The organism is Lachnoclostridium sp. An196, assembly GCF_002160135.1.
GTDB lineage: Bacteria > Bacillota > Clostridia > Lachnospirales > Lachnospiraceae > Hominiventricola > Hominiventricola avistercoris.
Genome location: NZ_NFJZ01000009.1, coordinates 70,495 through 93,205, shown reverse-complemented (window position 1 = coordinate 93,205; position 22,711 = coordinate 70,495). Strand labels below are relative to the sequence as shown.

The window sequence follows — 22,711 nt, the reverse complement described above, 5'->3', positions numbered from 1 at the left end:
ATTTGTCAAGGGTAAATTACACCTCATGTCCCATGGGTATCTTAATTTCGTCTTAATGTCAGTCTTGCCATCTTTATGGCATAACAAGGTCTCTTATGCTATAATAAATTATCTAGAGGACAAATTTATTGTAACAGGCGGGGAGGGATGCAGGGTTGGAAAATTATCAGGCGCAAAATCAATACCGCCCAGGAGCTTTTCAAAAAGGACATTTAAAAATCTTTTTTGGATATGCTGCGGGTGTCGGCAAGACTTATGCTATGCTGGAGGCCGCTCACCAGGCTCAAAACAGAGGGATAGACGTTGTTGTGGGCTACATTGAACGTCACACCCGCCCCGATACATTGGCATTGCTGGAAGGGCTAGAACAGCTGCCCGAAAAAATAGTTGAATATAAGGGAATCTCCCTCAAGGAGCTGGATTTGGATGCCGCCTTACAGCGCCGCCCCAATATCCTGCTGGTAGATGAGCTTGCCCATAGCAATGCTGCCGGGTGCCGCCATTCAAAACGATATCAGGATGTGGAGGAACTGCTGCGAGCCGGTATCAGTGTGTACACCACCGTTAATGTTCAGCATCTGGAATCCCTGAATGATCTGGTGGCCTCCATCACTCATATTGCCGTCAGCGAGCGTATCCCTGATTCGATTTTTGACTCCGCCGACCAGGTAGAATTAGTGGATATCGAGCCGGACGACTTGATCCTGCGGCTGCAATCCGGAAAAGTCTACCAGAAGCAGCAGGCTTCCCGTGCCTTGAATCACTTCTTCACAAGGGATAATCTGGCGGCCCTTCGTGAAATTGCGCTGCGCCGCACCGCTGACCAACTAAGCAAAAAAGCCCAGAAAGCGGAAAATGAGACTGCCGCCAAAGCCGGGGAACACATTCTCACCTGCCTTTCCAGTGCGCCATCCAACGCAAAGGTGATCCGCACGGCAGCCCGCATGGCTGAGGCCTTTCACAGCGGATTCACGGCGCTGTTTGTAGAAACTCCCGAGACCAGGGATCTGAAGGGCGAAAACCTGAAACGCCTGCGGGACAATATGCGTCTGGCTGAACAGTTGGGAGCGCGGATCGCCACCGTGTATGGGGACGACCCGGCTGTGCAAATCGCCGAATATGCCAAGGTAAGCGGCGTCACAAAAATCGTGCTGGGGCGCACAAACCACTCTGCATCCCTTTTTATGAAAAGCAAGCCGCTGGTGGACCGGCTTACCAGCAGGATGGAGGATGTGGACGTCTATATCATTCCGGATGTCCAACCTCTATATAAGAAAAAAAGGGCACTGCTTCGCAAACCGGAACAGAAATTTGATTGGAAGGATTTAGGGAAATCCCTCCTGCTCACCCTTGCCGCTACGGGGATCAGTTTTTTGTTTTATGAACTCGGCCTGCGTGAAGCGAACATCATCATTGTCTACCTATTGGGGGTTCTGCTCACAGCGGTTTGGACGAACGGGTATTTCTACGGGGTTTTGGTTTCACTACTAAGCGTAGTCTCCTTTAACTTTTTCTTTACAATTCCGCGTTTTTCCCTGACAGCGCTCGACCCGAACTACCCGGTCACCTTTCTAGTGATGATGCTGGCAAGTTGTCTTTCCTGCTCTCTGGCTACCCGCGTGAAAAGGCAGGGGCGGCAATCTGCTCAACGGGCCTATTATATGGAACTCCTGATGAGCAGCAATCAAAAAATGCAGCAGGGCCAAAGCGAACAGGAAATCATCCGGATTGCCGCGCAGCAGCTCCAATCTCTTCTGGGACGTCCAGTGTTGTATGCACTGCTGGAAAAGGATAGACAGCTCCGATTTCATGCGGTCCCAGCCTCTGAATCAGAACAGACCATGGGCAGGCTGACTGCCGAAGAGCTTGGGGTGGCGGAATGGGTCGCCAAAAACGATAAGCACGCGGGCGCTACGACCAGCACCCTTTCTCATGCGCAAAATCTGTATCTGTCCGTCCGGGGCAATCAGGAGGTCATGGCGGTGGTCGGCATACCATCCAAGTTTTATCCGCCGTTGGATACTTTTGAAAAAAACCTGATGATCGCCATGCTGGACGAATGCGGCCTGATTTTGGAGCGCCGCAAACTGCGCGCTGAAAAGCAGGCCGCCGAGATGGAAACCCAGCGTGAACAGCTGCGGGCCAACCTGCTGCGGGCCATTTCCCACGATCTGCGCACACCGCTGACCGCCATCAGCGGCAACGCCGGTATGCTGATGGAAAAAAGCGTTTCTCTGAATGAAAATAAAAAACAGGAAATGTACCGTTCCATCTATGACGATTCCATGTGGCTGGTCAACCTGACGGAGAATCTGCTTTCCATCACCCGAATCGAAAACGGGACCCTGCCGCTGCGGCGGGACGCAGAGCTGATTGGCGACATTTTCCATGAAGCGCTTTCCCATGTGGATCGCAGGGCTGCGGAACACGAGATTCGCGTAGAACTTGAGGACGATATGCTGATGGCCAATATGGACGCCCGCCTGATCGTACAGGTCATTATCAATATCGTGAACAACGCCGTCAAGTATACGCCTGAAGGTTCGGATATCTGCCTGTCGGCAAAAAAGGAAAACAGCATGGTCCGCATCGAAATTGCTGACAACGGCCCGGGCATATCCGACGAAGCCAAACAACGGCTGTTTGATATGTTCTATACAGTGAACACCGGCAGCGCCGGGGCGGACAGCCGCCGGGGCCTTGGGCTGGGATTAAGCCTGTGCAAATCCATTGTAGAGGCGCACAGCGGGTCTATTACCGTTCATGACAACCAGCCCCATGGCTCAGTGTTCTCTTTTACACTGCCCTTGGAGGAGGTGAAAATTCAAAATGTATAAGCCCAAAATTCTTGTGGTAGAGGACGACGCTGCCATCACCAATTTAATCCGAACCACGCTGGATACACAGGAATACCAGTACCACACCGCCAAAAACGGCGCAGGCGCGCTCCTGGACGCCGTCTCCTATAACCCCGATGTTATCATTCTGGATCTGGGGCTGCCCGATATGGACGGTGTGGAGATTATCCGCAAGGTGCGCGGATGGAGCAGCGTGCCCATTATTATTGTAAGCGCACGGAGCGAAGATCAGGACAAGGTGGATGCGCTGGACGCTGGAGCAGACGACTACCTGACAAAGCCATTCAGCATTGATGAATTTCTGGCCAGGCTTCGCGTGGCCCTGCGCCGCAGCCGAACCGATCAGACTGCCGAGCCGGCCCAGTCCTCCCTATATCAGAACGGGGAATTAAGGATTGATTATGCGGCGGGATGCGCTTATATGGGGGGAAAAGAAATCCACCTCACCCCCATTGAGTACAAACTCCTGTGCGTACTTGCAAAAAACACGGGTAAGGTGCTGACCCACAACTATATCCTGAAAGAGGTGTGGGGAACTGCCCTTGCCGCCGATATCCCTTCCCTGCGCGTTTTTATGGCCACCCTGCGCAAAAAGATTGAACGTGACCCATCTGCCCCCAGGTATATTCAGACCCACATTGGCGTTGGTTACAGGATGATCCGTCAATAGACTCTGCGTTCCAGAGCCGTCCGCTTTTGCGGGCGGCTTTTTGTTTTGGCGGGCCTTTATATGCTTTTAATCCTTGCCCGGAAATGTTAAGAACACCTTCACGGTTTATATGGTAAGATTCTCTCCAGAAAAGCGGAGAGGAGGGAACCTTTATGATGGATTGTATCATGCTTGCAGTGTTGGCAGGCTGTATCGGTTCCATTATCCTGCTGATCGGCTGGTGCCAGAAGCAGGTGGATAAAAGCGAGTAAGGAGGGAAATCATGATTGTTTTAGGAATCATCATTTTACTGCTGGGTGTTTATTTGGTCTATGCACTTCTTCACCCGGAAAAATTCTAAGTCCAGTAGGAGGAAAATCAGATGTTACAAATTGCCTTGACCATTCTCATCTATTTGATTCTGGTCATCCCGGCAGGCGTTTACGTGTATCATATTGCCGCCGGAAAACATACCTTTGCCGATCCGGTATTCAACCGGGTGGACGGCGCTATTTATAAAGTCTGCGGCGTCAATCCCAAAAATGGAATGAACTGGAAGAAATATGCCGTTTCTCTGGTGATAACCAATGGGATTATGATTCTGCTGGGATACATAATCCTGAGAATTCAGAGTATTGGCCTGTTCAATCCCAATGGGATCGGAGCGATGGAGGAATCCCTTTCCTTTAACACCATCATCAGCTTTATGACCAATACCAATTTGCAGCACTATTCCGGCGAGTCGGGGCTGTCCAATCTGTCGCAGATGCTGGTCATCACATTCATGATGTTTGTATCCGCCGCCAGCGGTTACGCTGCCTGCATCGCATTCATCCGCGGCCTGGCAGGCAGGACGAAGGATAACGTCGGAAACTTCTTTGTCGATCTGGTTCGCATCACGACCCGCGTGCTGCTTCCGTTCTCCATTATCGGCGGCCTGCTGCTGGTATGGCAGGGCGTGCCGCAGAATTTTTCCGGGAATGTGGTGGTGGATACCATTGAAGGCACAAAACAGGTGATTGCTATGGGGCCTGTGGCGGCGCTGGAAATTATCAAGCATCTCGGCACAAACGGCGGCGGATTTTTGGGCGCGAACTCGGCTACGCCGATTGAAAACCCGACCATCATCTCCAACTTGATTGAGCTGTATTCCATGATGCTCCTTCCCGGAGCCTGTGTGATCACCTTCGGCAAGATGGTTCGGGACCGCAAACGGGATCTGGCGGCTGCGGTTGTCGCAGATGATGCAGCCGCTGCGATCCCCCAAATCGAAGGTCGGGAAAGCCTGACGGCAAGAATCTTTGGCCGTGAAGGCCGAAGCATCTTCGCGGCAATGGGAATCCTGTTTCTGATTGGGCTGGGGGTCTGCTTCTGGGCGGAAAGCCAGGGCAACCCGGCGCTGGCAGAAGTCGGGCTGGCACAGTCCATGGGCAGCATGGAAGGCAAGGAAGTGCGGTTTGGTATCGCCCAATCCGCGATGTTCACAACCACAACGACGTCTTTCACGACCGGTACGGTCAACAATATGCACGACACGCTCACGCCGTTGGGCGGCATGATCCCCCTTCTCCACATGATGCTCAACGTGGTATTCGGCGGCAAGGGCGTTGGTCTTATGAATATGATCACTTATGCGATCCTGGCCGTTTTTATCTGCGGTTTGATGATCGGACGCACGCCGGAGTATCTCGGCAAAAAAATCGAAGGCCGGGAGATGAAGCTGGCGGCCCTCTGCATCATCATTCACCCGCTGCTGATCCTGACGTTCTCTGCGCTGGCGGTAGCTACGCCGGACGGTCTGGCCGGTATCACCAACCCCGGTTACCATGGGCTTTCGCAGGTGCTCTATGAATTCGCGTCTTCGGCAGCCAACAACGGCTCCGGATTTGAAGGCCTGGCGGACAACACGTTGTTCTGGAATATTACCACCGGTCTTGTCATGTTCTTCGGCCGTTACCTCCCGATCGTCTTGCAGCTTGCAATTGCGGGATCTCTGATGAAAAAGCGGTTTGTCAGTGAATCGGCAGGTACGCTTCATACCGATACCATGAGCTTTGCCGTCATTTTGGTGTTTGTCGTTTACATCTTTGCGGCGCTGACCTTCTTCCCGGCGCTGGCGCTTGGCCCTGTTGCCGAACATTTGACCCTTTGGGCATAAGGAGGAATTTACCATGAGCAAAAAGAATCAGAAGCTGGTCACGCCTGCAATTTTACGCCAGGCAGTTATCGGTTCCTTTACAAAACTGAATCCTGTTTACATGATGAAAAATCCCGTCATGTTTGTTGTGGAAATCGGCTTTTTTATCACACTTGTACTTTCATTTTTTCCGGGCCTTTTGGGGGATGTCAGTTCGGGTACAAATTTGAGAGCATACAATATGATCGTCTGTGCGGTGCTGTTTGTTACCGTCCTGTTCGCAAACTTCGCAGAATCAGTGGCGGAAGGACGGGGAAAAGCGCAGGCCGCCAGTCTGAAAAAGACGCAGAAGGATACGCAGGCCCGTCTGTTGCTGGAGGACGGCACGGAGAAAACCGTTCTGTCCAGCGAATTGAAAAAAGGCAATGTCGTCATGGTAAAGGCGGGCGAGATCATCCCCGGCGACGGAGAAGTCATTGAGGGCATCGCTTCGGTAGACGAGTCGGCCATCACGGGTGAGTCCGCTCCGGTGGTGCGGGAATCCGGCGGCGATTTCTGTTCCGTGACCGGCGGCACAACGATCGTATCCGACTGGCTGAAAATCCGCATCACCTCTGACCCGGGCAGCAGCTTTCTTGACCGCATGATCGCTCTGGTCGAAGGCGCTTCCCGCAAAAAGACGCCCAACGAAATCGCGCTGAATACACTTTTGGTCTCTTTGACCATCATTTTTCTGATCGTTATTGTAACGCTGTATCCGATTGGACTGTATTCCGGCGTACAGCTGCAAACTTCTACCCTGATCGCTCTTTGCGTATGCCTGATCCCGACGACCATTGGCGGCCTGCTTTCCGCCATCGGCATTGCAGGTATGGACCGCGTGACCCGGTTCAATGTCATCGCCATGTCCGGCAAGGCTGTGGAGGCCTGCGGCGATGTGGACACCATGATTCTGGATAAAACCGGCACCATTACCTACGGCAACCGCCTGGCCGCCGATTTCTTCCCCGTGGGAGGCGCTTCCCGCAGCGAACTGATCCGCTGCGCCGCCCTGACAAGCTTGCATGACGATACCCCGGAGGGCAAGTCCACATTGGAGCTTGCCCGGCATCTGGGCGATACGAGCCAGGACGCGGCGGGCGCTGCATATATTGAATTTACTGCGCAGACCCGGATGAGCGGCGTGGATCTGCCCGACGGCACAAAAGTGCGAAAGGGTGCGGCCGAAGCCATTGAGCAGTATGTAAAGTCTATGGGCGGTATGATCCCCGCCGACCTGCATGAGCAGGTTGACAAAATTTCCAGCCTTGGCGGTACGCCGCTGACGGTCTGTGAAAACAACCGAATTCTGGGTGTTATCTATCTGAAAGACACTGTGAAGCCCGGCATGGTGGAGCGGTTTGAGCGCCTGCGCGCCATCGGCATCAAGACCATTATGTGTACCGGCGACAATCCGCTGACCGCAGCGACTATCGCCAAAGAAGCGGGCGTGGACGGTTTTATTGCTGAATGCAAGCCGGAAGATAAGATTGACGTCATCAAAAAAGAGCAGGCAGAGGGCAAAATCGTTGCCATGACCGGCGACGGCACCAACGACGCGCCCGCGCTGGCGCAGGCGAATGTGGGCCTTGCCATGAACAGCGGTACCACCGCAGCCAAGGAGGCTGCCAATATGGTGGACCTGGATTCCGACCCCACAAAGATTCTGGAGGTCGTGGAGATCGGTAAGCAGCTTCTGATTACGCGGGGCAGCCTGACGACCTTCTCCATTGCCAACGATATTGCAAAGTATTTCGCTATCATCCCCGCCATGTTTATGATGGCGATCCCGCAGCTGAGTGTTTTGAACATCATGCACCTGGCGACACCCTACAGTGCGATTTTGTCGGCGCTGATCTTCAACGCCATTATTATCCCATGCCTGATTCCCCTGGCCATGAAAGGCGTAAAGTATCGTCCTATGTCCTCCGGGAAACTGCTGGCACGGAATATGCTGATTTACGGCCTCGGCGGCGTCATCACGCCGTTTGTCGGAATCAAGATTATTGATACGTTGATTGCTCCGATGCTTACGGCAATCGGTATGGTTGAGTTTTAAGGGAAGGTGGATATGTGATGAAAGAATCTGTTAAAAGCATATTACATAGCGCACGTCAAACAATCGGCGTTACGGTTATTCTGATGCTGGTCTGCGGCCTGCTGTTCCCCGGCCTGCTGACAGGGTTGTCCGCACTGATTTTCCCTCACCAGGCAGACGGGAATCTGCTCACGGTCAACGGGCAAACGGTGGGCGCTGAATATGTCGGCCAGGAATTTACCGAGGATTATTATATGTGGAGCCGTCCCTCCGCGTATCACTACAATGTATATGTGGAAGGGGAGGACGGGAAGCTGTACTACAATGACGGCACGGAATTTCCCGGAATCGGTTCCGGTTCCAACAATTACGCGGCGACCAATCCGGCGCTGACCGAACGCGTAGAGGCGGACATCAAGGCATTTCTGGAGAAAAATCCTGGCGTAAAGCGGGAGGATATCCCCACCGATTTGCTGACGGCCTCCGGTTCCGGCCTGGATCCGCACATTTCCCCGGCTTCCGCCGAAATACAGATCCCCCGGATCGCTGAAGCGTCCGGGCTTACAGAGGAAGAGATCGAAGATATCGTGTCAGAAAATACCCAGGGCAAAGTCTTTGGCGTCTTTGGCGAGGAGACTGTCAATGTGCTCAAAGTCAATATCGAGATCGCACAGCGGATGGGAATTCTGTGACAGAGGTGGACGGCTATGGAGGAGATGCACTATTTCAAAGAATCGCAGCGGGAAGAAATCCCCGTTCCCGATTTTAAGGATAACATTACACGGAAACTCCTGTTGCAATTTCTGTGCGACCTTTGCACTTGGGCGCAGGCTACGCCGGTCACCAGCGTTGGAATTAAAAAAGATGCGCATAGCCTCTATATCCTTTTTCGCAATTTTGCGTTTTCCGAGCAGGATTTCTGGCAGACATTTGGCGGGTATCTGATTGCCCTCCGACCAAAATGGAAAATCGGCATCTTTGGCACAGAACTTTCTTCACAGGAAACGGTAGCATTGTTGCTGGACCAGCAAAACGGGAAATTCTATGCGGTTCAAAAAACGATTTCAGGCCGCTATGCGGACAGTATCCGTTCTCTCTGCCTGCGAATTGAATGTGCCAACACAGAGGACGCCGCGATGGTGAACTTGCTCTGTCAGCATATGGACTGGCAGAGCGGGATTCTTGTGGCAGATTGGGATCTGCGCGAGGCATTTGAACGGGAGTACATCCCATGGCTACATCAGAGTACCTGCTACTGTTATGGGAATCTGTCAGAAGATCAGGAACAGCAGGACTACCTGGATGTGTTATCCTTCCCGCAGAAGGTCGGACTCTGGCTGCAATTCTTGGAAAATGGAATTGATTATGAGGAATTTGCATGGCTCTATGACAGGATTTCCGCACAGGAGCTGAACGGCCGAATCGAATGGGAGCTGGCCGTATATGCAGCCCTGAACCAACTGGAGTACGCCTTGAAAATATCCAAATCAGAGTTTGAGCTATACGATGGGAGCGGCGAGAGGCGATACTTCAGTTTTAACAGCGAGCAAAACGCTCAGCGCGTTTTTCTCAAGCTTCTATTCCCGTTAAATGTCTGACTTTAACACGACTTACTGTTATGTTTGTACAAAATCAACAGCGCAGACGGATGTGTTGTGCCAAGCGGGATAGCTGTCTGCGCTGTATACGGTAAACCTATAACAAATAACAAAAGATAAGGGACAGAAATGGCATCACCGCTCCTGTCCCTTATCATCTTTTTTTCGAGGAAAAATCCGGTGCTCTTTCTGCGCCTGCCGCACCATTCTCCTCACGGCCTGTCGCTCTTTATCTTCATTCAGCATACAGGAAACCGTCTTTTGGCTGTCAAACATCAAGATTGGGCTGTACTTCTCGCCGTAAACCGCCTGCACCCGACTTTCTGCTTCCTGCTCCTTTTCGGGGCGGATAGCCTGTTTTGCTTCATAGAATTGCACTGGATCGAAGCCCTGGGCCTGCTCCCGAAGCCCAGCATACTCATTCAGGGCAGCATCCAACTCAGCGGAATATTTCTGCTCCTGTTCTTCCAGTCGTTTCAGGTTCTGCTCCATGGCAGCGATGTCTTTAGGGAATTGATCGGCAGCATTTTCCTCGGAATATGCCAGCGACGCCAGAAGCAGATTCTTTTCCGAACGCAGTTCCTCCAGATCCTCTGTCAGCGCCGCAATTTTAGCCGCCAGTTCCTGGTGCCGGAACACATGGACAGCAGAGAGTGACTTTTTCTCGGAGAGCAGACTGCGGCGTTCTTTCGTCTTATCCCGTATGTCCTTTGCCAGCTGATTGTACTGCGTGAGGGCAGGGCGCAGCGTATTCAGCGAAGCGTTCAGGCGTTCCTTGCCCTTGCGGAGATACCCCAGCTGATAACAGAACAGCCGCAGATTTTTTCGCAAATTTTCCATGGCCTCGGCGATCGCCGGAAGGGTGTTCTTGACAGTCTGCGTCAACTTCTTATCCTACGCATTACACTTGTCCTGCATATTGCAACTGCCGCAATCGAAACAAATATCATCACAATATTTGCTATTACCGTTCCTGTCCAGGTTCCGGTTATCATACCAAAAACAGAAAAAGCCGCATTGAACATGGTATGGAACAACACACACATGAACACATGATTTTCCCCCGAAATTTTACAGATTGCTCCAAGAAAGAACCTCAATCCAATGCACTGAACGGCAAACATCCCGAAATTAATGCCCCCTCCTTCATGATTCGTCCCTGGTATGAAAAAAAGCGGTATATGCCATGCTATCCAGATGATCCCTGAAAAAACGCAGGATAAAACATAACCAAATTTTCTGTCAAGTTCTGGCCATAAAAGATACGACCAACCAGCTTCCTCTAATCCTCCAATGAAAAGATTCCCCGGTAATGAAAGGAAAAACGCGTAAAATGGAAGTGCCATTTCTACATGCCCGCAAATCATAGCATGCATAAAAAAATACAATACCAGCCCTAAAATAACAAACAAATAGGAATATACATTTTTACTAGGACAAAATACATTTTTTAACCATTCACGAGCATTCCGTATTTTATTATTTTTTCTCAGGATGATGTAAGACGCAATAGCCGGTGACAAAATATAGACAGCAAAAGGAATATTCATACAAAATGTCAAAACGGTAAAATGTACTACGATTTTTTTGTCACCCACTAGCTCTCTCCTCATTTTCAGTCCGGCTGCTGCCCGTCATGTGCTTTCCATTGACACTCCATCATTTCTATATTGGAAAAGACAGCTTTAAAAGAAGATTCTTCCGGAGAGCAGGCATAAACGCCGAACCGGATCTTTCCGGCTCCTTCGTGCATATGGCAGACTCTCATCTGGCGGTACGATATGCCATCCCTGGAGCACTCGATACAATAGTCATCCTCCCGCCTGCTGAAACGATACCACATGCACTTCACAGATGTGTCTATCTGTGTGGTTGCCCAATCGGAATATCCATGATTCGTGACAACGCTTCCCAGATTCTGGTACTCGTCATTTTCATACTCCACAGAACCTTTCAGCCAGTTATCACTGTCTAAATACATCACAATGCCGCACTGGTCAAAGCGATGATGGCTTTCGGTAAAATCAGTCTTTACAACAAAACTGAAATATTTCTCTTCCGTCTCCATCTGCAGCACAGGCGCATTGTCATTTCGAAAATGGTAATAGGTCCTCTGCCACAGATCCGTATGAGGCTCTGTTGTAATCTCGATCTTGTCGTCCTGTATACAAAACTTTTTCGGTTCCCGCGTCCACTTGAATTCTCTTAAATTCATAATCTGCGCTCCTTCCGGCTTCCGTTTTCTAAAAACAACTTTCTTTTATAATAACGCATTTTCTCCCGTTTTCAAAGAATCTTTGCGTGACATTTTCATCCCTTTATGTCATGATAAAAATACCAAAACATATACGAAGGGGGGAACAACCATGACAAACATAGGAAAAAATATCCGTATCCTCCGCACAGAAAAGAAAATGACCCAGGATGAATTGGCAGAAAAATTATTTGTCAGCCACCAGACTGTCTCCAATTATGAAAGAGGAAAAACTCACCCTGATATTGAGACTCTGATGAAAATCGCAAATATATTAGGGACAGATGTTACCGCCCTGATCTATGGCATTCCGGCAAAATCTGACCGAAGAAGGGAATATGCTTACTGCCTGATCCTCATAAGCACCACTGCATTCCTAGGGATTCTGTTGTCCCTTCTTACTCCTTATTTTTATGAATTATGGCTCCGATTCATATCAACACCATATTTAATAACATGTTTCCTGGCTTTCCCTGCCTTTTACCTGTTAGCGGGATGGGCCGCTCTGTACACTGCCGGATGCTTTCTTCACGCAAAGTCTTTCAAAGGGACATGCGTTCCCGGAATACACCTTGCCCTCCTTCTCCTGACTGTATTCTATTTTGTACTCGCACTTTCAGGATGCCTTCTGGCGCTTGCAAACCATCTGGGAATCCTTCCCTCTATTACTATGCCTGTCCGGAACAATATTATCAAAAGACTTTTTCTCCTTATGCTTTCCCAAAAAGGAGCTTTGGTATTTCTTCCTCTGGGCGCCGCTCTTTGGCTTACCAGACCATGTGATAAAAATTTATCATGCTAATCAAATTTTCTGTCATAAAGCAGCGCGGCAATCAGCACCACAAAGCAGGAACCCGCATTGTGCACCAGCGCTCCGGTAGTAGGCGTCAGCACTTCCATGAGCGACAGCACGATCGCTGCAAAGTTGATGCACATAGACAGCGTGATGCTGGCTTTTATGGTATTGACCGTCGCGTTGGACAGCCGCTTCAAATACGGGATTTTTGAGATATCATCGCTCATCAGCGCCACATCCGCCGCGTCTCCGTAATTGATGCACACATACGTCGCCTTCGGATTCTGATATGTCATCCTCCAGAAGTTATACTTGACTATCGTTGGGGTGTTCAGTCCTCGCTCATTCTGCAAAATACTGATTAAATGAGCCAAACTGGTACGTACCAGTTCTTGTCGTCCACAGGCAACAGATCGTTTGCCATACAGACCACGCTTCCGGTTCCAATCTCAACCTTCAAAGACTCTAAACCTCCGAAAACCGATTCCTTGGTAATGGGTTCCAATACCTTGAAGTTTTTAATGGCGGTCTTGCCCGGCGACGCCAATTTTTTGATCTCTATCGGAGAAAGCACACCATTCTGATAAAGCAACAGGTCTATTTTTTTCTGGTCTTTATCCCGGTAATAGAAAATAGGCGGCTCTTTTCCTGCGTTCAGATAACTCTTATAAATCTCTGAAAAAACATAGCTCTCAAAAAACGCCCCAGACATGGCGCCTCTTTCCAATGCTTCGGGATTGCCCCATTTTAAGAGATACGCTGCCAAACCGGTGTCCAGGAAATGGATCAATGGCATCTTTACAACCCGTTTGAGTGCATTGTTATGATAAGGCTGTACAAGCGCAATGATATGAGACGACACCAAAATAGAGAGCCATTTTTTTGCCGTTGGAGCTGAAACGCCTGCGGCACTCGCCAGTTCCTCATAGACGACAGGTTTTGAGGTCTGTGCAGCAACAATCGTCATAAAATTGTAAAATTGCATTTCATCCGCAACCTGTGCCAGATCTCGAATATCCCTTTGCAGATAGGTATCAACATAGGAGCGGTAGTAAGTCTCCCAATCTACATTTTCGTCTGCATAGAGTTCCGGCATGGAACCTTTGAATATCCTGCGGTAGATCTCATTCAAATCTCTTTTTCTTTTTACGGACAAACGCTCCATCAAATGCCCAGCTTCCGTTTGAAAAGGCTCGCTCGGTTCCTGGTAGATCTCCGCATCGGATAATCCCAGCAGGTTCACGATTCCGACCCGTCCGGCCAAACTTTCGCTGACATTTTTCATAAGACGGAACACCTGCGAGCCTGTGATCCAGAAATCACCTTTTTTCTTAGAACAGTCAACGCTCATTTTGATATAGGGCAGCAGCTCTGTTGCATACTGGATCTCATCAATCAGTACCGGTGGGGAATACCTCTGTAAAAACAGGGCAGGATCGTGTTTTGCCAGGTATCTGACGTCAGGATCATCCAGAGTAACATATTTGCGCTCTATGCCTTCGCTTTGCTGTGCCTCTGCCATTCTTTGCAATAAGGTCGTTTTTCCAACCTGCCTTGGACCAGTTACCAGCAGCACTGGAAACATTTTGGACATCCGTGCAATCGTCTCTTCCACAGCTCGTTTGATATATGTCATGACAATCTCTCCCTTCGGTTATAGTATAGTCAATTTTATTCAGAATATTCGTCTAAACTAAATTGTCATTTTTGTTTAGACGTATCTTTTACCACAATTCGAGTGACTATTCTAACCAAAGATTGGAACAAAATTTCTTCTTCGTTAAGTTCCATGTGAATTCCCTCCTTCTGAAAATGGGCGCAAAAAAGGAGCGTCCATCAGATCAGATGAAACGCTCTTTGGCTTCCAGCATTACGCCAGTGATATTTATGTGGGTTTGAGTTGATTCAGAATCGCTCCAATATCTCCATTGATACAAATTGACTTCTTTTTTATTTCATCAGGGGCAAAAGCCTCTCCGTAATTCAAACAGGCATACAACGCATCTTCCCACTCATATGCCATCCGCCAGAAGCTATACTTGACTATCGTTGGCGTATTATATCCCACTCCTGCCTCCAGAAAGAGGATTTTCAGATTCTGGTGTCTTCGCAAAAACTCTGTATACCGTTCTGACGCCCTGTGCCATCCTTCATCTTCCACGAACGTGTCGTCCGCGCGAAGATTCATGCTCATGGGCGCGCCGCACCTTGGACAATGAGGCACAAGTTCCGCGGGAACTGACATTTTCGGGACGACGCCCTCCGGCAGGGTCAGGACCCCATCCCCGTCGATCACATATCCCTGCGACTCTGCCATCTTTCTTACCATATCCTCATTGTCGTAGGTGTCCTGATGGCACGGCCTGCTGCATTGAATGAGTCCATAATCTCCCTGGGTGTAAAACAGGCGGCGCCTGTCAAATCCTGCCTTCTGGAAACAGTGATCCACATTGGTGGTCAATACAAAATAATCTTTGTCCTTTACCAGTTCATAAAGGTCTTGGTAAACAGGCCTCGGCGCGTCCATATACCGGTTGATATAGATGTACCGGCTCCAGAAAGCCCAGTATTCTTCCAGGGTGTCATACAGATAAAACCCGCCGGAATACATATCCTTAAAACCGTATTTTTTTGCAAAATCACCGAAGTATTTTTCAAACCGTCCGCCGGTATAAGCGAATCCGGCAGAAGCCGACAATCCGGCGCCGGCGCCGATAACCACCGCGTCCGCCGCGTCCAGTTCCGACCGCAGACGCAAAACGCTGTCTATAACTTCCTTTTCCTGAAAAGCTCTCAGCATGTTCTCACCCCGCTGTATTCGCATTCTTCCAGACGGTCATCCGGCAGGTGGCAGGCATGGCGCTGCTGGGCCACCAGTTTTTTTACAAAATCCGTAGCCGGATGGCGCAGCAATTCTTCAGGCCTGTCATACTGCTGTATATCGCCTTTGTCCATCACCAGCACCTTGGTCCCCAGCTTCAGGGCCTCAGAGATATCGTGGGTGACGAACATCACCGTGATGCCGGTCTGGGCATGGATTCTCCCGATCTCTGTCTGCAGCTGCCCTCTGGTGATCTCATCCACCGCCCCGAAAGGTTCATCCATCAGCAATATCTCCGGAGACGCCGCCAGCGCGCGCGCTATGCCCACCCTCTGCTGCTGTCCGCCGGATAATTCCGACGGGAAGCGGCTCCTCAGTTCATCATCCAGTCCGACGATCTTCATCCATTTGGACACGGCGTCCCTGGTCTTTTTCCGATCTTTTTTATTTAACAGATTCGGGACATAGGAAATGTTCTGTTCCACGGTCATATGAGGGAAGAGCACGCTGCCCTGGATCGCGTAGCCGATATTTCTCCGAAGCTGTGTCTGATCCTTTCCCCGGATGTTTTCACCGTATACGAAGATATCTCCTCCATCCGGCTCCAGCAGGCCGTTGACCATCTTAAGCGCCGTGGTCTTCCCGCATCCGGAGGATCCGATGATCGTGACAAACTCTCCTTTTTCCACCGTCAGATTAAAATCTTTCAATACCGGTTTATCCCCGTACGATTTTTTCACATGCCGAAATTCAATCATTGTCTCCATAATTCATGCCTCCTCACTCCAAAAGGCCGCAGTCTCTGAGGAATTCCTCTGCCACATCTTCCGGCTCCCGACCTTCTGTCTCCACTTTGTAATTCATCTCCGCCATATCGTTGTCAGAAATCGTACCCGTCAGCTTTTCAAATACCTCATTCAATTCCGGATGCGCTTCCAGGACTTCGCTCCGGATCACATTTCCGCAGAGATAGGACGGGAAAAACTGAAGATCATCTTCCAGTACCACCACATCCGAGGAAGACAGCTGCCCGTCTGTGGTGAACACCACCATCACATCGATCTGCCCTTCATTCAGCGCCTGATATTTCAACCCGATATCCAGATCCATCGTGTCCTTGAATTCCAGCCCGTAGGTTTCGCAGAGGCTGTCGTATCCGTCTTCTCTCTCAAAGAAATCATATTCGGCGCCGAATGTCAGCTCCCCGGCAGCGGCTGCCAGATCCGAGTAAGTCTTAAGCCCGTACTGCTCAGCAATCTCTCTGCGGGCCACCAGCCCGTAGGTATTGTTAAAACCGTACATTCCCACCCACTCCATGGAGTAGTCATCCTCGTAGGCCTGTTCCAGTTCTCCGAACAGGTCTTCCGTATACAGGCTGTCTTCTTTCAGCACCATGTTCCAGGCGGTGCCGGTGTACTCCGGATACATGTCAAACTCGCCGCTCTCCATGGCCGGCTGGATATTGGAGGTTCCTCCTCCCACGCCCTGGGTCAGTTCCACATTCAGATCCGTGTCCTGTTCGATCAGAAGCTCCAGCATCTCCCCCAGCACATACTGTTCCGTCATAGGCTTCGTGGCGATATGGACCGTATCTCCGGTGTGTGTCCGGAACATGCCCACGCCTGCTCCCGCCAGGCAGAGGACCAGCACCGCGGCCGCTATCCGGTGATTTACTTTTTTGGCTTCCGCGCTGCATTTCGTCATGCGCCGTTCCACGATTCCCAGAAGGAAGTCCATGAGCAAAGCCAGAAGAGCGATCAGAAGGCTCCCGTCCATGGTCATGGCAGTATTATTCGTGGTGATTCCTCTGTAAATCGCTACGCCAAGTCCGCCTGCCCCGATAAAGGAAGCGATACCTGCCAGGGCGATGGTCATGGTTACCATACTGCGGATACCCGACATGATCACCGGCATGGCAAGCGGAAGACGGATCTTGAAAAGCACCTGCATCCGGGTGCTTCCCATCCCCTTCGCCGCCTCCAGGATGGCCGGATCCACGTTGGTCATGCCGGCGTACGTGTTTCTCACCATGGGAAGCAGCGCGTAGACCGTCAAAGCGATCACCGCCGTCGCGTTTCCCACACCGGAAAACGGGATTAAAAAGCCCAACATGGAGATCGACGGAATCGTATAAAGAAAGCTGACCACGCCCAGAGTCGGTTTCGCGGCCCCTCTCACTTCACTGATCAGGATGCCCGCCGCGCCGCCGATCAGGACGGCGATCACGATCGCCAGCAGGGAGATCCCCAGATGCTCCCATAAAAGATCCGCGAAGAAATCACTTCGTTCCAAAAACAGGTTCCACATTTCCCAAATCATCTTTATCTACCTCTCTTCCGTATGGCCTGTACCGGGCAGTTCTCGGCGCAAAGACCGCAATGAAGGCAGTTTTCCTGCCGGATTGAAAACGGCGTACCTTCTTCGATGCAGCGCTGCGGACATCCTTCCATACAAGTTCCGCAGCCGATGCACTCATCCGTGATCTCATATCCTTTTTGTTCCTTTTTCACATCGCCCAGCGTGAAATTCTCCCGGTAAATCGGACTTTTCCCGAGATCAAAAAATTCAACCTGTCCTTCTTCAAAACAGAACGGCTCCAGAATATAGCGGCTGTCCTGCGGATAGACCTCTTTCATGGAAGGATTTTCCTCAAAGATCCTGTCGATCCACTTCTTCTGGTCTGTGAGTCTTTTTACCTTTCCGGAAAACCGCACCATCTGATAGTCTTTATTCAGCGCCGTTACCGCCGCCCGTCCTGTCCTGGCCAGCTGCTGATAAAAATCTTTTCCTCTGGCCGTGCAAAAATAAATCGTGCCGTCTTCCACCAGCATTACATCTATGATGCGCACCTGGGGATAACCGTTCTCATCCACAGTGGCGAAAGCCGCGTCCTTCACTTCTCTCAATATCTGCAGACAATCCTGTGCCGTCATATCTCTGCTCCTCCTTGTATACTTTCTTTTCTGTCAGGTCTTATCTTTAATCGTATTGTAAACAAAGGAAAAAAATACGTGAAGTACGCACTTTTTGGTAACTAAGCCCCTTATGAAGTAACCTTTGCCGATTTTACGGGCTTTTTCCCGCATAAATTTTTTCACGGTTCGGAACGGAAACAGCAAAACGGCGAAGGCCCGAAGCCTTCGCCGTCAATGACACATGATTATTTTATTTCTCTGTTTCTTTGGAAAGCAATACTCTGTCCAGCACTTCCGTGACGGTTTTCACCGGGATAATCTCCAGCTTCTCTTTCACTTCTTCCGCCACTTCGTCCAGATCATCCACATTCTCTGCCGGAATATAAACTCTAGATATACCGGCTCTCTGTGCCGCCATCAGTTTCTCCGGCAGACCGCCGATGGGCATGACGCCGCCCCGCAGCGATACCTCCCCGGTCATGGCGCAGTCCGGATCCGCAGGACGTCCGGTCACCAGCGAAGCCAGCGCCGTCACCAGCGTAATACCTGCGGACGGTCCGTCCTTGGGCACTGCCCCCGCCGGGACATGAATATGGAGATCGTTTTTCTCCAGTACTGCCGTCTCCTTCGGATACAATCCCTTCACCAGACTCAGCGCGATCTGCACGGACTCCTTCATCACGTCTCCCAGCTGGCCGGTGATCAGAAGATTTCCTTTTCCTTTGGTCAGCTTGCTCTCTATAAAGAGAATCTCGCCGCCCGCCCGGGTCCATGCCAGTCCTGTCACTACTCCGGGGATCCCTTTCTCCAGCTTTTTCTCATGCTGCAGCTGTTTCTTTCCAAGATAGTCTGCCAGATTCGCCGTGGTCACGACCAGTTTTTCGTTTTCTTTTTTCACCAGTTTTACCGCCGCGGTACGGCAAAGCGTATCCAGATGCTTCTTCAGGCTCCGGACTCCGGATTCCATCGTGTATTCATCGATGATCTTCTGTAACGCCGCATCCTCGATCTCCAGCATATCGCTCTTGATTCCCATGGCTTCCATAGCCTTCGGAAGAAGATGTCTTCTGGCGATCTGGAACTTCTCCACCGCTGTATACCCCGGGAAATTGATCACTTCCATACGGTTCAGAAGCGGTTCCGGGATCGTGTCGGTGGTATTGGCGGTGCAGACAAACAGAACATTGGATAGGTCGTAAGGCACGTTCATATAGTGATCCGTAAATGTGCTGTTCTGTTCCGGATCCAGCACCTCCAGAAGCGCGCTGGCCGGATCTCCGCCGTAGTCTTTCGCCAGCTTATCCACTTCGTCCAGCACCATAACCGGGTTGGAAGCGCCGCTGCGCTTCATGCCTTCCATAATCCGTCCCGGCATGGCGCCTATGTACGTCCTGCGGTGGCCGCGGATCTCAGCCTCGTCGCGGATACCGCCCAGGCTGATCCGTACATACGCTCTGCCCAACGCTTTCGCGATACTCTGTCCGATACTGGTCTTGCCGGTTCCGGGCGGTCCTACGAAAAGCAGAATCGAACCGTGCTGTTTCCGGTTCAACGCCATGACCGCAAGCTGCTGGATGATCCTCTCCTTCACTTTTTTCAATCCATAATGATCCTCGTCCAGGATCTCCTCCGCCTTCTCCAGATCGATGGAAGGCATTTTCGGCGTCTTCCAGGAAAGACTGGTCACAAAATCCAGATAGTCGTAGAGAAGCCCGTATTCGTGGCTCTCTTTTCCTTCCTGACGCATCCGGTTCAGCACCTTTTCCGCCTCGTTCTTTGCCTCTTTATTCATGCCGGAGCGGGCGATCTTTTTCTCGAACTTGCGCACATCCGACATATTCTCCGGATGCATGTCGTCCAGTTCCTTCTGCAGATAATCGATCTGCTTCTTGATGGCAGCCTCCCGGTACAGCTGTTCCTGATTGTCCTTATGGGCATTCTGCGCTTCTTCCGACACTTTTGCGATCTCAATAAATTCATGAATCGCCTTCTTGATCAATTCATACCGTTCTCTGACCGAATCAGCCGCAAGAATCGCATATTTTGCATCTGTATCCAGATTCAGATAATCGGCCAGGGCACATGCAAGATCATTGATATTCTTTCGCTGAAGGATAAAACTCCTCGCCCAAAGTCCCCACTGATAACCCTGCACAAACTTGAGCAGCGACGCCTTTAACTGGCCAAACTGCTCTTTCTCTTCTCCTTCTGTCATATCCACGGTCTCCGGGCGGCTTGCCGCAGATGCCGTAATATATCCATCCTGTATCTCCAGGTCCTCAATATCCACTCTCTCCAGCGTACGGACCTGCACATTATCGTCTTCATTAAATCCTTCTATTCTTGCCAGCAATCCAATCGGATAAAAATCTTCCTCCGTCATCTCCGAAACTTCTTTGCCTTCTTTCATCAGGGCAAACAGAATTTCGGTTCCGGTATCCAGGTCTTCCCCTGTCCAGTCTTTAAAAAATTCCTTCCGGAAATAATATGATACGTCCGGCAGGAGCAATATATCATGAATCGGTCTGATAATCATAAAATTTCCTCCTCTTCTTGTTAGCAGTCTCCTTTATCGAGTGCTAACAAGAAGTTACCATAAATATGACTCGGTGTCAAGAGGAAATTATCTGAAAATATTTGTCTATATGATATTATGATCTTTCAGCAGCTTTTCCGCCACTGTTCCCCTGATCAATCCAACCAACGGTTTTTTCAACGCGTTAAGCGGACCTGGAAGCTCCATATCCAGAGGAGATTTACCATCCATCAGTTTTACGGCACTGTCCAGAAGACAGCGTATGTCGTAAACGCTTCCCCATACTTCCGGTACTCCCCGATCTATGCCCAGCAGGCCATATACAGCTTCCATCGCTGTTCTCACGGAATATTCGGTTGTGAATACAGTGTCTCTTGGAGTCTCGGCAAACTGTCCGAGAAAAGCGAAATTTACACATCCGTCCGGAATCACGTCCGGCCTGTCCCCTATGGTTCTTGGCATAAAGAAGGCGGTAATATACGGCATTAAAGTCGGCACACAAACAGCGCTGCGTTCAGCCAGCTCCGGAATCTGCTCTTCCGGTACCCCCAGATGATAAAGCCACTCTTCCGTGATCTCTTTACCGGTGCACTCTTTCATGGGCTTTTTCACATAATCTCCCGGCACATCAGTAAACAGGCCATAAACCCAGACACAGACCTTTTCAGGATCCTGTTTCCGGAACTGCCCCTGACGGTTGATCGTCCAGCTCAGAAGCCATGCCGAATCTTTACAGCTTACGATACCTCCTGTCACCACTTTTCCGCTTCTGGGATCTCTTTTGCAGATATTTGTAATATAAGGAAGAATCCGGTCATCCAATGTGGTAACTGTCGCTGACTCCCAGCTGGTCTTTCCGATATCAGAACAAAACTTCTCCGGCCGTCCAAAAGATGAATCCTGTCTGGCTATATTTTTCCAAAGGTTCCAGCATCCGCTTGTACGAACCTCTGCGTCTCCATTGGGCGCATGATCCTGATCTCCATAAATAGTTCCCTCGGTACAGCTCCCGTTGGTCACAAAGACCAGGTCATTTTCTGTCAAAGGAATACCTGTCTCCACACCTTTGATCTTGCACTCAATAGCTGTCGCCGTCTTCTTTCCATTCCGGATTTCAAAATGCACATTGGTCACTTCCGTCCTGAACCGGAAATCCACGCCCGCGTCCTCCAGGTATTTCTGCATAGGAAGGATCAGGGATTCATACTGGTTATAACGGGTAAATTTTAAAGCGCTGAAATCCGGAAGTCCTGCAATATGATGGATAAAGCGCTGAAAATACAACTTCATCTCCAAAGCGCTGTGCCAGTTTTCAAACGCGAACATGGTTCGCCAGTACAGCCAGAATGCGGAACCGAACACTTCATCGTCAAACACATCCTCGATGGTCTTATCATACAGATCCTCGTCTCTGGTCATAAACAGCTTCACAATCTCCATGCAGCCTTTCCGGCTCAATCCGAACTTTCCGTCCGTATGCGCATCCTTTCCACGTTTTTCTGTTGCCCTGCAAAGAGAAAAGTTGGGATCATGTTTATTGAGCCAGTAAAATTCATCCAGCACAGAGGCTCCCGGTATCTCCAGGGAAGGAATACTTCGGAACAGATCCCAGAGACATTCAAAATGATCTTCCATTTCCCGTCCGCCTCTCATAACATAACCTCTGACCGGGTCGCAGATTCCATCACACGCGCCTCCCGCAATATCCTGCGCCTCCAGAATATGTATATGATTTCCCGGCATCCGGGCATCTCTTACCAGGAAACAGGCCGCCGCCAGGGAGGCCAGACCGCTACCCACTATGTATGCGTTCTTTTCTTCTACTCCTTCCGGTTTTTCCGGTCTGGCAAACGCTTCATAATTTCCGCTGCTGTAATAAATCCCTTTCTTGTTCTTTGCATTTTTCCCCAACTCTGTGTTTCTATAAGACTCATCCGCTCCGGCTTCCTTTTTCTCTCTTAATTTTCGGGAAAGAAGCACAGCCACCCCCGTTCCTGCCAGCACTGCGCCTGCCGCTTTAACCTTTGTTCCTTTTTTTGCCATATGACTGACCGCCTTTCTGATATTTGT

19 protein-coding genes are annotated in these 22,711 nt (G+C 50.3%); 8 read left to right on the top strand and 11 right to left on the bottom strand.

The genetic code is table 11. From position 1 onward, the window contains the following. Positions 1–155 precede the first annotated feature (155 nt). The 7 genes from B5F29_RS11425 (at position 156) to B5F29_RS11395 (ending at position 9,319) form a co-directional block, all read left to right on the top strand. Entirely contained in the window at positions 156–2,837 is a 2,682-nt protein-coding gene (locus B5F29_RS11425) for a sensor histidine kinase (RefSeq protein WP_242955650.1), read from the top strand. Continuing rightward, positions 2,830–3,528: a response regulator gene (locus tag B5F29_RS11420; protein ID WP_087154761.1), complete on the top strand. Its 699-nt coding sequence runs from the start codon at positions 2,830–2,832 to the stop codon at positions 3,526–3,528. Before B5F29_RS11425 ends, B5F29_RS11420 begins: the two co-directional genes overlap by 8 nt. A gap of 262 nt (positions 3,529–3,790) precedes the next feature. Further along, positions 3,791–3,868 carry a K(+)-transporting ATPase subunit F gene (gene kdpF / locus B5F29_RS17305; protein ID WP_087154834.1) on the top strand — a complete coding sequence of 26 codons (78 nt, stop codon included), beginning with the start codon at positions 3,791–3,793 and terminating at the stop codon, positions 3,866–3,868. Between the two features lie 21 nt (positions 3,869–3,889). After that, entirely contained in the window at positions 3,890–5,665 is a 1,776-nt protein-coding gene (locus tag B5F29_RS11410; RefSeq protein WP_087154760.1) for a potassium-transporting ATPase subunit KdpA, read from the top strand. A 13-nt stretch (positions 5,666–5,678) separates the two neighbouring features. Next, positions 5,679–7,742 carry a potassium-transporting ATPase subunit KdpB gene (gene kdpB, locus B5F29_RS11405; protein ID WP_087154759.1) on the top strand — a complete coding sequence of 688 codons (2,064 nt, stop codon included), beginning with the start codon at positions 5,679–5,681 and terminating at the stop codon, positions 7,740–7,742. Positions 7,743–7,759: 17 nt separating this feature from the next. Further along, the gene (kdpC, locus tag B5F29_RS11400; protein WP_087154758.1) at positions 7,760–8,413 is read left to right on the top strand and encodes a potassium-transporting ATPase subunit KdpC; all 654 of its coding nucleotides are present in this window, start codon (positions 7,760–7,762) and stop codon (positions 8,411–8,413) included. A 15-nt stretch (positions 8,414–8,428) separates the two neighbouring features. Beyond that, positions 8,429–9,319: a hypothetical protein gene (locus tag B5F29_RS11395; protein WP_087154757.1), complete on the top strand. Its 891-nt coding sequence runs from the start codon at positions 8,429–8,431 to the stop codon at positions 9,317–9,319. A 135-nt stretch (positions 9,320–9,454) separates the two neighbouring features. Here B5F29_RS11395 and B5F29_RS11390 read toward each other — a convergent pair whose 3' ends face one another. From B5F29_RS11390 to B5F29_RS11380, 3 genes are read right to left on the bottom strand one after another with little or no spacing between them, the layout of a single operon-like run. Beyond that, positions 9,455–10,204 (bottom strand): hypothetical protein, encoded by a 750-nt coding sequence (locus tag B5F29_RS11390; protein ID WP_242955649.1) that lies wholly within the window; start codon positions 10,202–10,204, stop codon positions 9,455–9,457. Beyond that, positions 10,201–10,917: a CPBP family glutamic-type intramembrane protease gene (locus tag B5F29_RS11385; protein WP_087154756.1), complete on the bottom strand. Its 717-nt coding sequence runs from the start codon at positions 10,915–10,917 to the stop codon at positions 10,201–10,203. The genes B5F29_RS11390 and B5F29_RS11385 overlap by 4 nt, the downstream gene beginning before the upstream one ends. Positions 10,918–10,934: 17 nt before the next feature. Further along, positions 10,935–11,534 (bottom strand): DUF1349 domain-containing protein, encoded by a 600-nt coding sequence (locus tag B5F29_RS11380; protein ID WP_087154755.1) that lies wholly within the window; start codon positions 11,532–11,534, stop codon positions 10,935–10,937. A gap of 151 nt (positions 11,535–11,685) precedes the next feature. Here B5F29_RS11380 and B5F29_RS11375 point away from each other — a divergent pair, with 151 nt between their 5' ends. Beyond that, positions 11,686–12,375, top strand: a complete 690-nt coding sequence (locus B5F29_RS11375; RefSeq protein ID WP_087154754.1) for a helix-turn-helix domain-containing protein — start codon at positions 11,686–11,688, stop codon at positions 12,373–12,375. On the opposite strand, the gene B5F29_RS11370 is transcribed toward B5F29_RS11375, so the two are convergent. The 8 genes from B5F29_RS11370 to B5F29_RS11335 form a co-directional block, all read right to left on the bottom strand. Next, positions 12,372–12,665 carry a hypothetical protein gene (locus B5F29_RS11370; RefSeq protein WP_330397597.1) on the bottom strand — a complete coding sequence of 98 codons (294 nt, stop codon included), beginning with the start codon at positions 12,663–12,665 and terminating at the stop codon, positions 12,372–12,374. The two genes, B5F29_RS11375 and B5F29_RS11370, sit on opposite strands and share 4 nt — an antisense overlap. Positions 12,666–12,730: 65 nt before the next feature. Further along, entirely contained in the window at positions 12,731–14,005 is a 1,275-nt protein-coding gene (locus B5F29_RS11365; RefSeq protein WP_087154753.1) for an ATP-binding protein, read from the bottom strand. Between the two features lie 249 nt (positions 14,006–14,254). Then, entirely contained in the window at positions 14,255–15,169 is a 915-nt protein-coding gene (locus tag B5F29_RS11360; RefSeq protein ID WP_087154752.1) for an SIR2 family NAD-dependent protein deacylase, read from the bottom strand. Beyond that, on the bottom strand, positions 15,163–15,957 hold the full coding sequence (locus B5F29_RS11355) for an ABC transporter ATP-binding protein (protein ID WP_087154751.1): 795 nt from the start codon (positions 15,955–15,957) through the stop codon (positions 15,163–15,165). Before B5F29_RS11355 ends, B5F29_RS11360 begins: the two co-directional genes overlap by 7 nt. A gap of 13 nt (positions 15,958–15,970) precedes the next feature. After that, on the bottom strand, positions 15,971–17,509 hold the full coding sequence (locus tag B5F29_RS11350) for an ABC transporter permease/substrate-binding protein (RefSeq protein WP_087154750.1): 1,539 nt from the start codon (positions 17,507–17,509) through the stop codon (positions 15,971–15,973). A 2-nt stretch (positions 17,510–17,511) separates the two neighbouring features. Further along, positions 17,512–18,123 carry a pyridoxamine 5'-phosphate oxidase family protein gene (locus tag B5F29_RS11345; RefSeq protein WP_087154749.1) on the bottom strand — a complete coding sequence of 204 codons (612 nt, stop codon included), beginning with the start codon at positions 18,121–18,123 and terminating at the stop codon, positions 17,512–17,514. 232 nt (positions 18,124–18,355) lie between these two features. Further along, a complete protein-coding gene (gene lon / locus B5F29_RS11340) occupies positions 18,356–20,641 on the bottom strand; it encodes an endopeptidase La (RefSeq protein WP_087154748.1) in 2,286 nt (761 codons plus the stop codon). Between the two features lie 105 nt (positions 20,642–20,746). Continuing rightward, positions 20,747–22,684 carry an oleate hydratase gene (locus tag B5F29_RS11335; RefSeq protein ID WP_087154747.1) on the bottom strand — a complete coding sequence of 646 codons (1,938 nt, stop codon included), beginning with the start codon at positions 22,682–22,684 and terminating at the stop codon, positions 20,747–20,749. Positions 22,685–22,711: the final 27 nt, after the last annotated feature.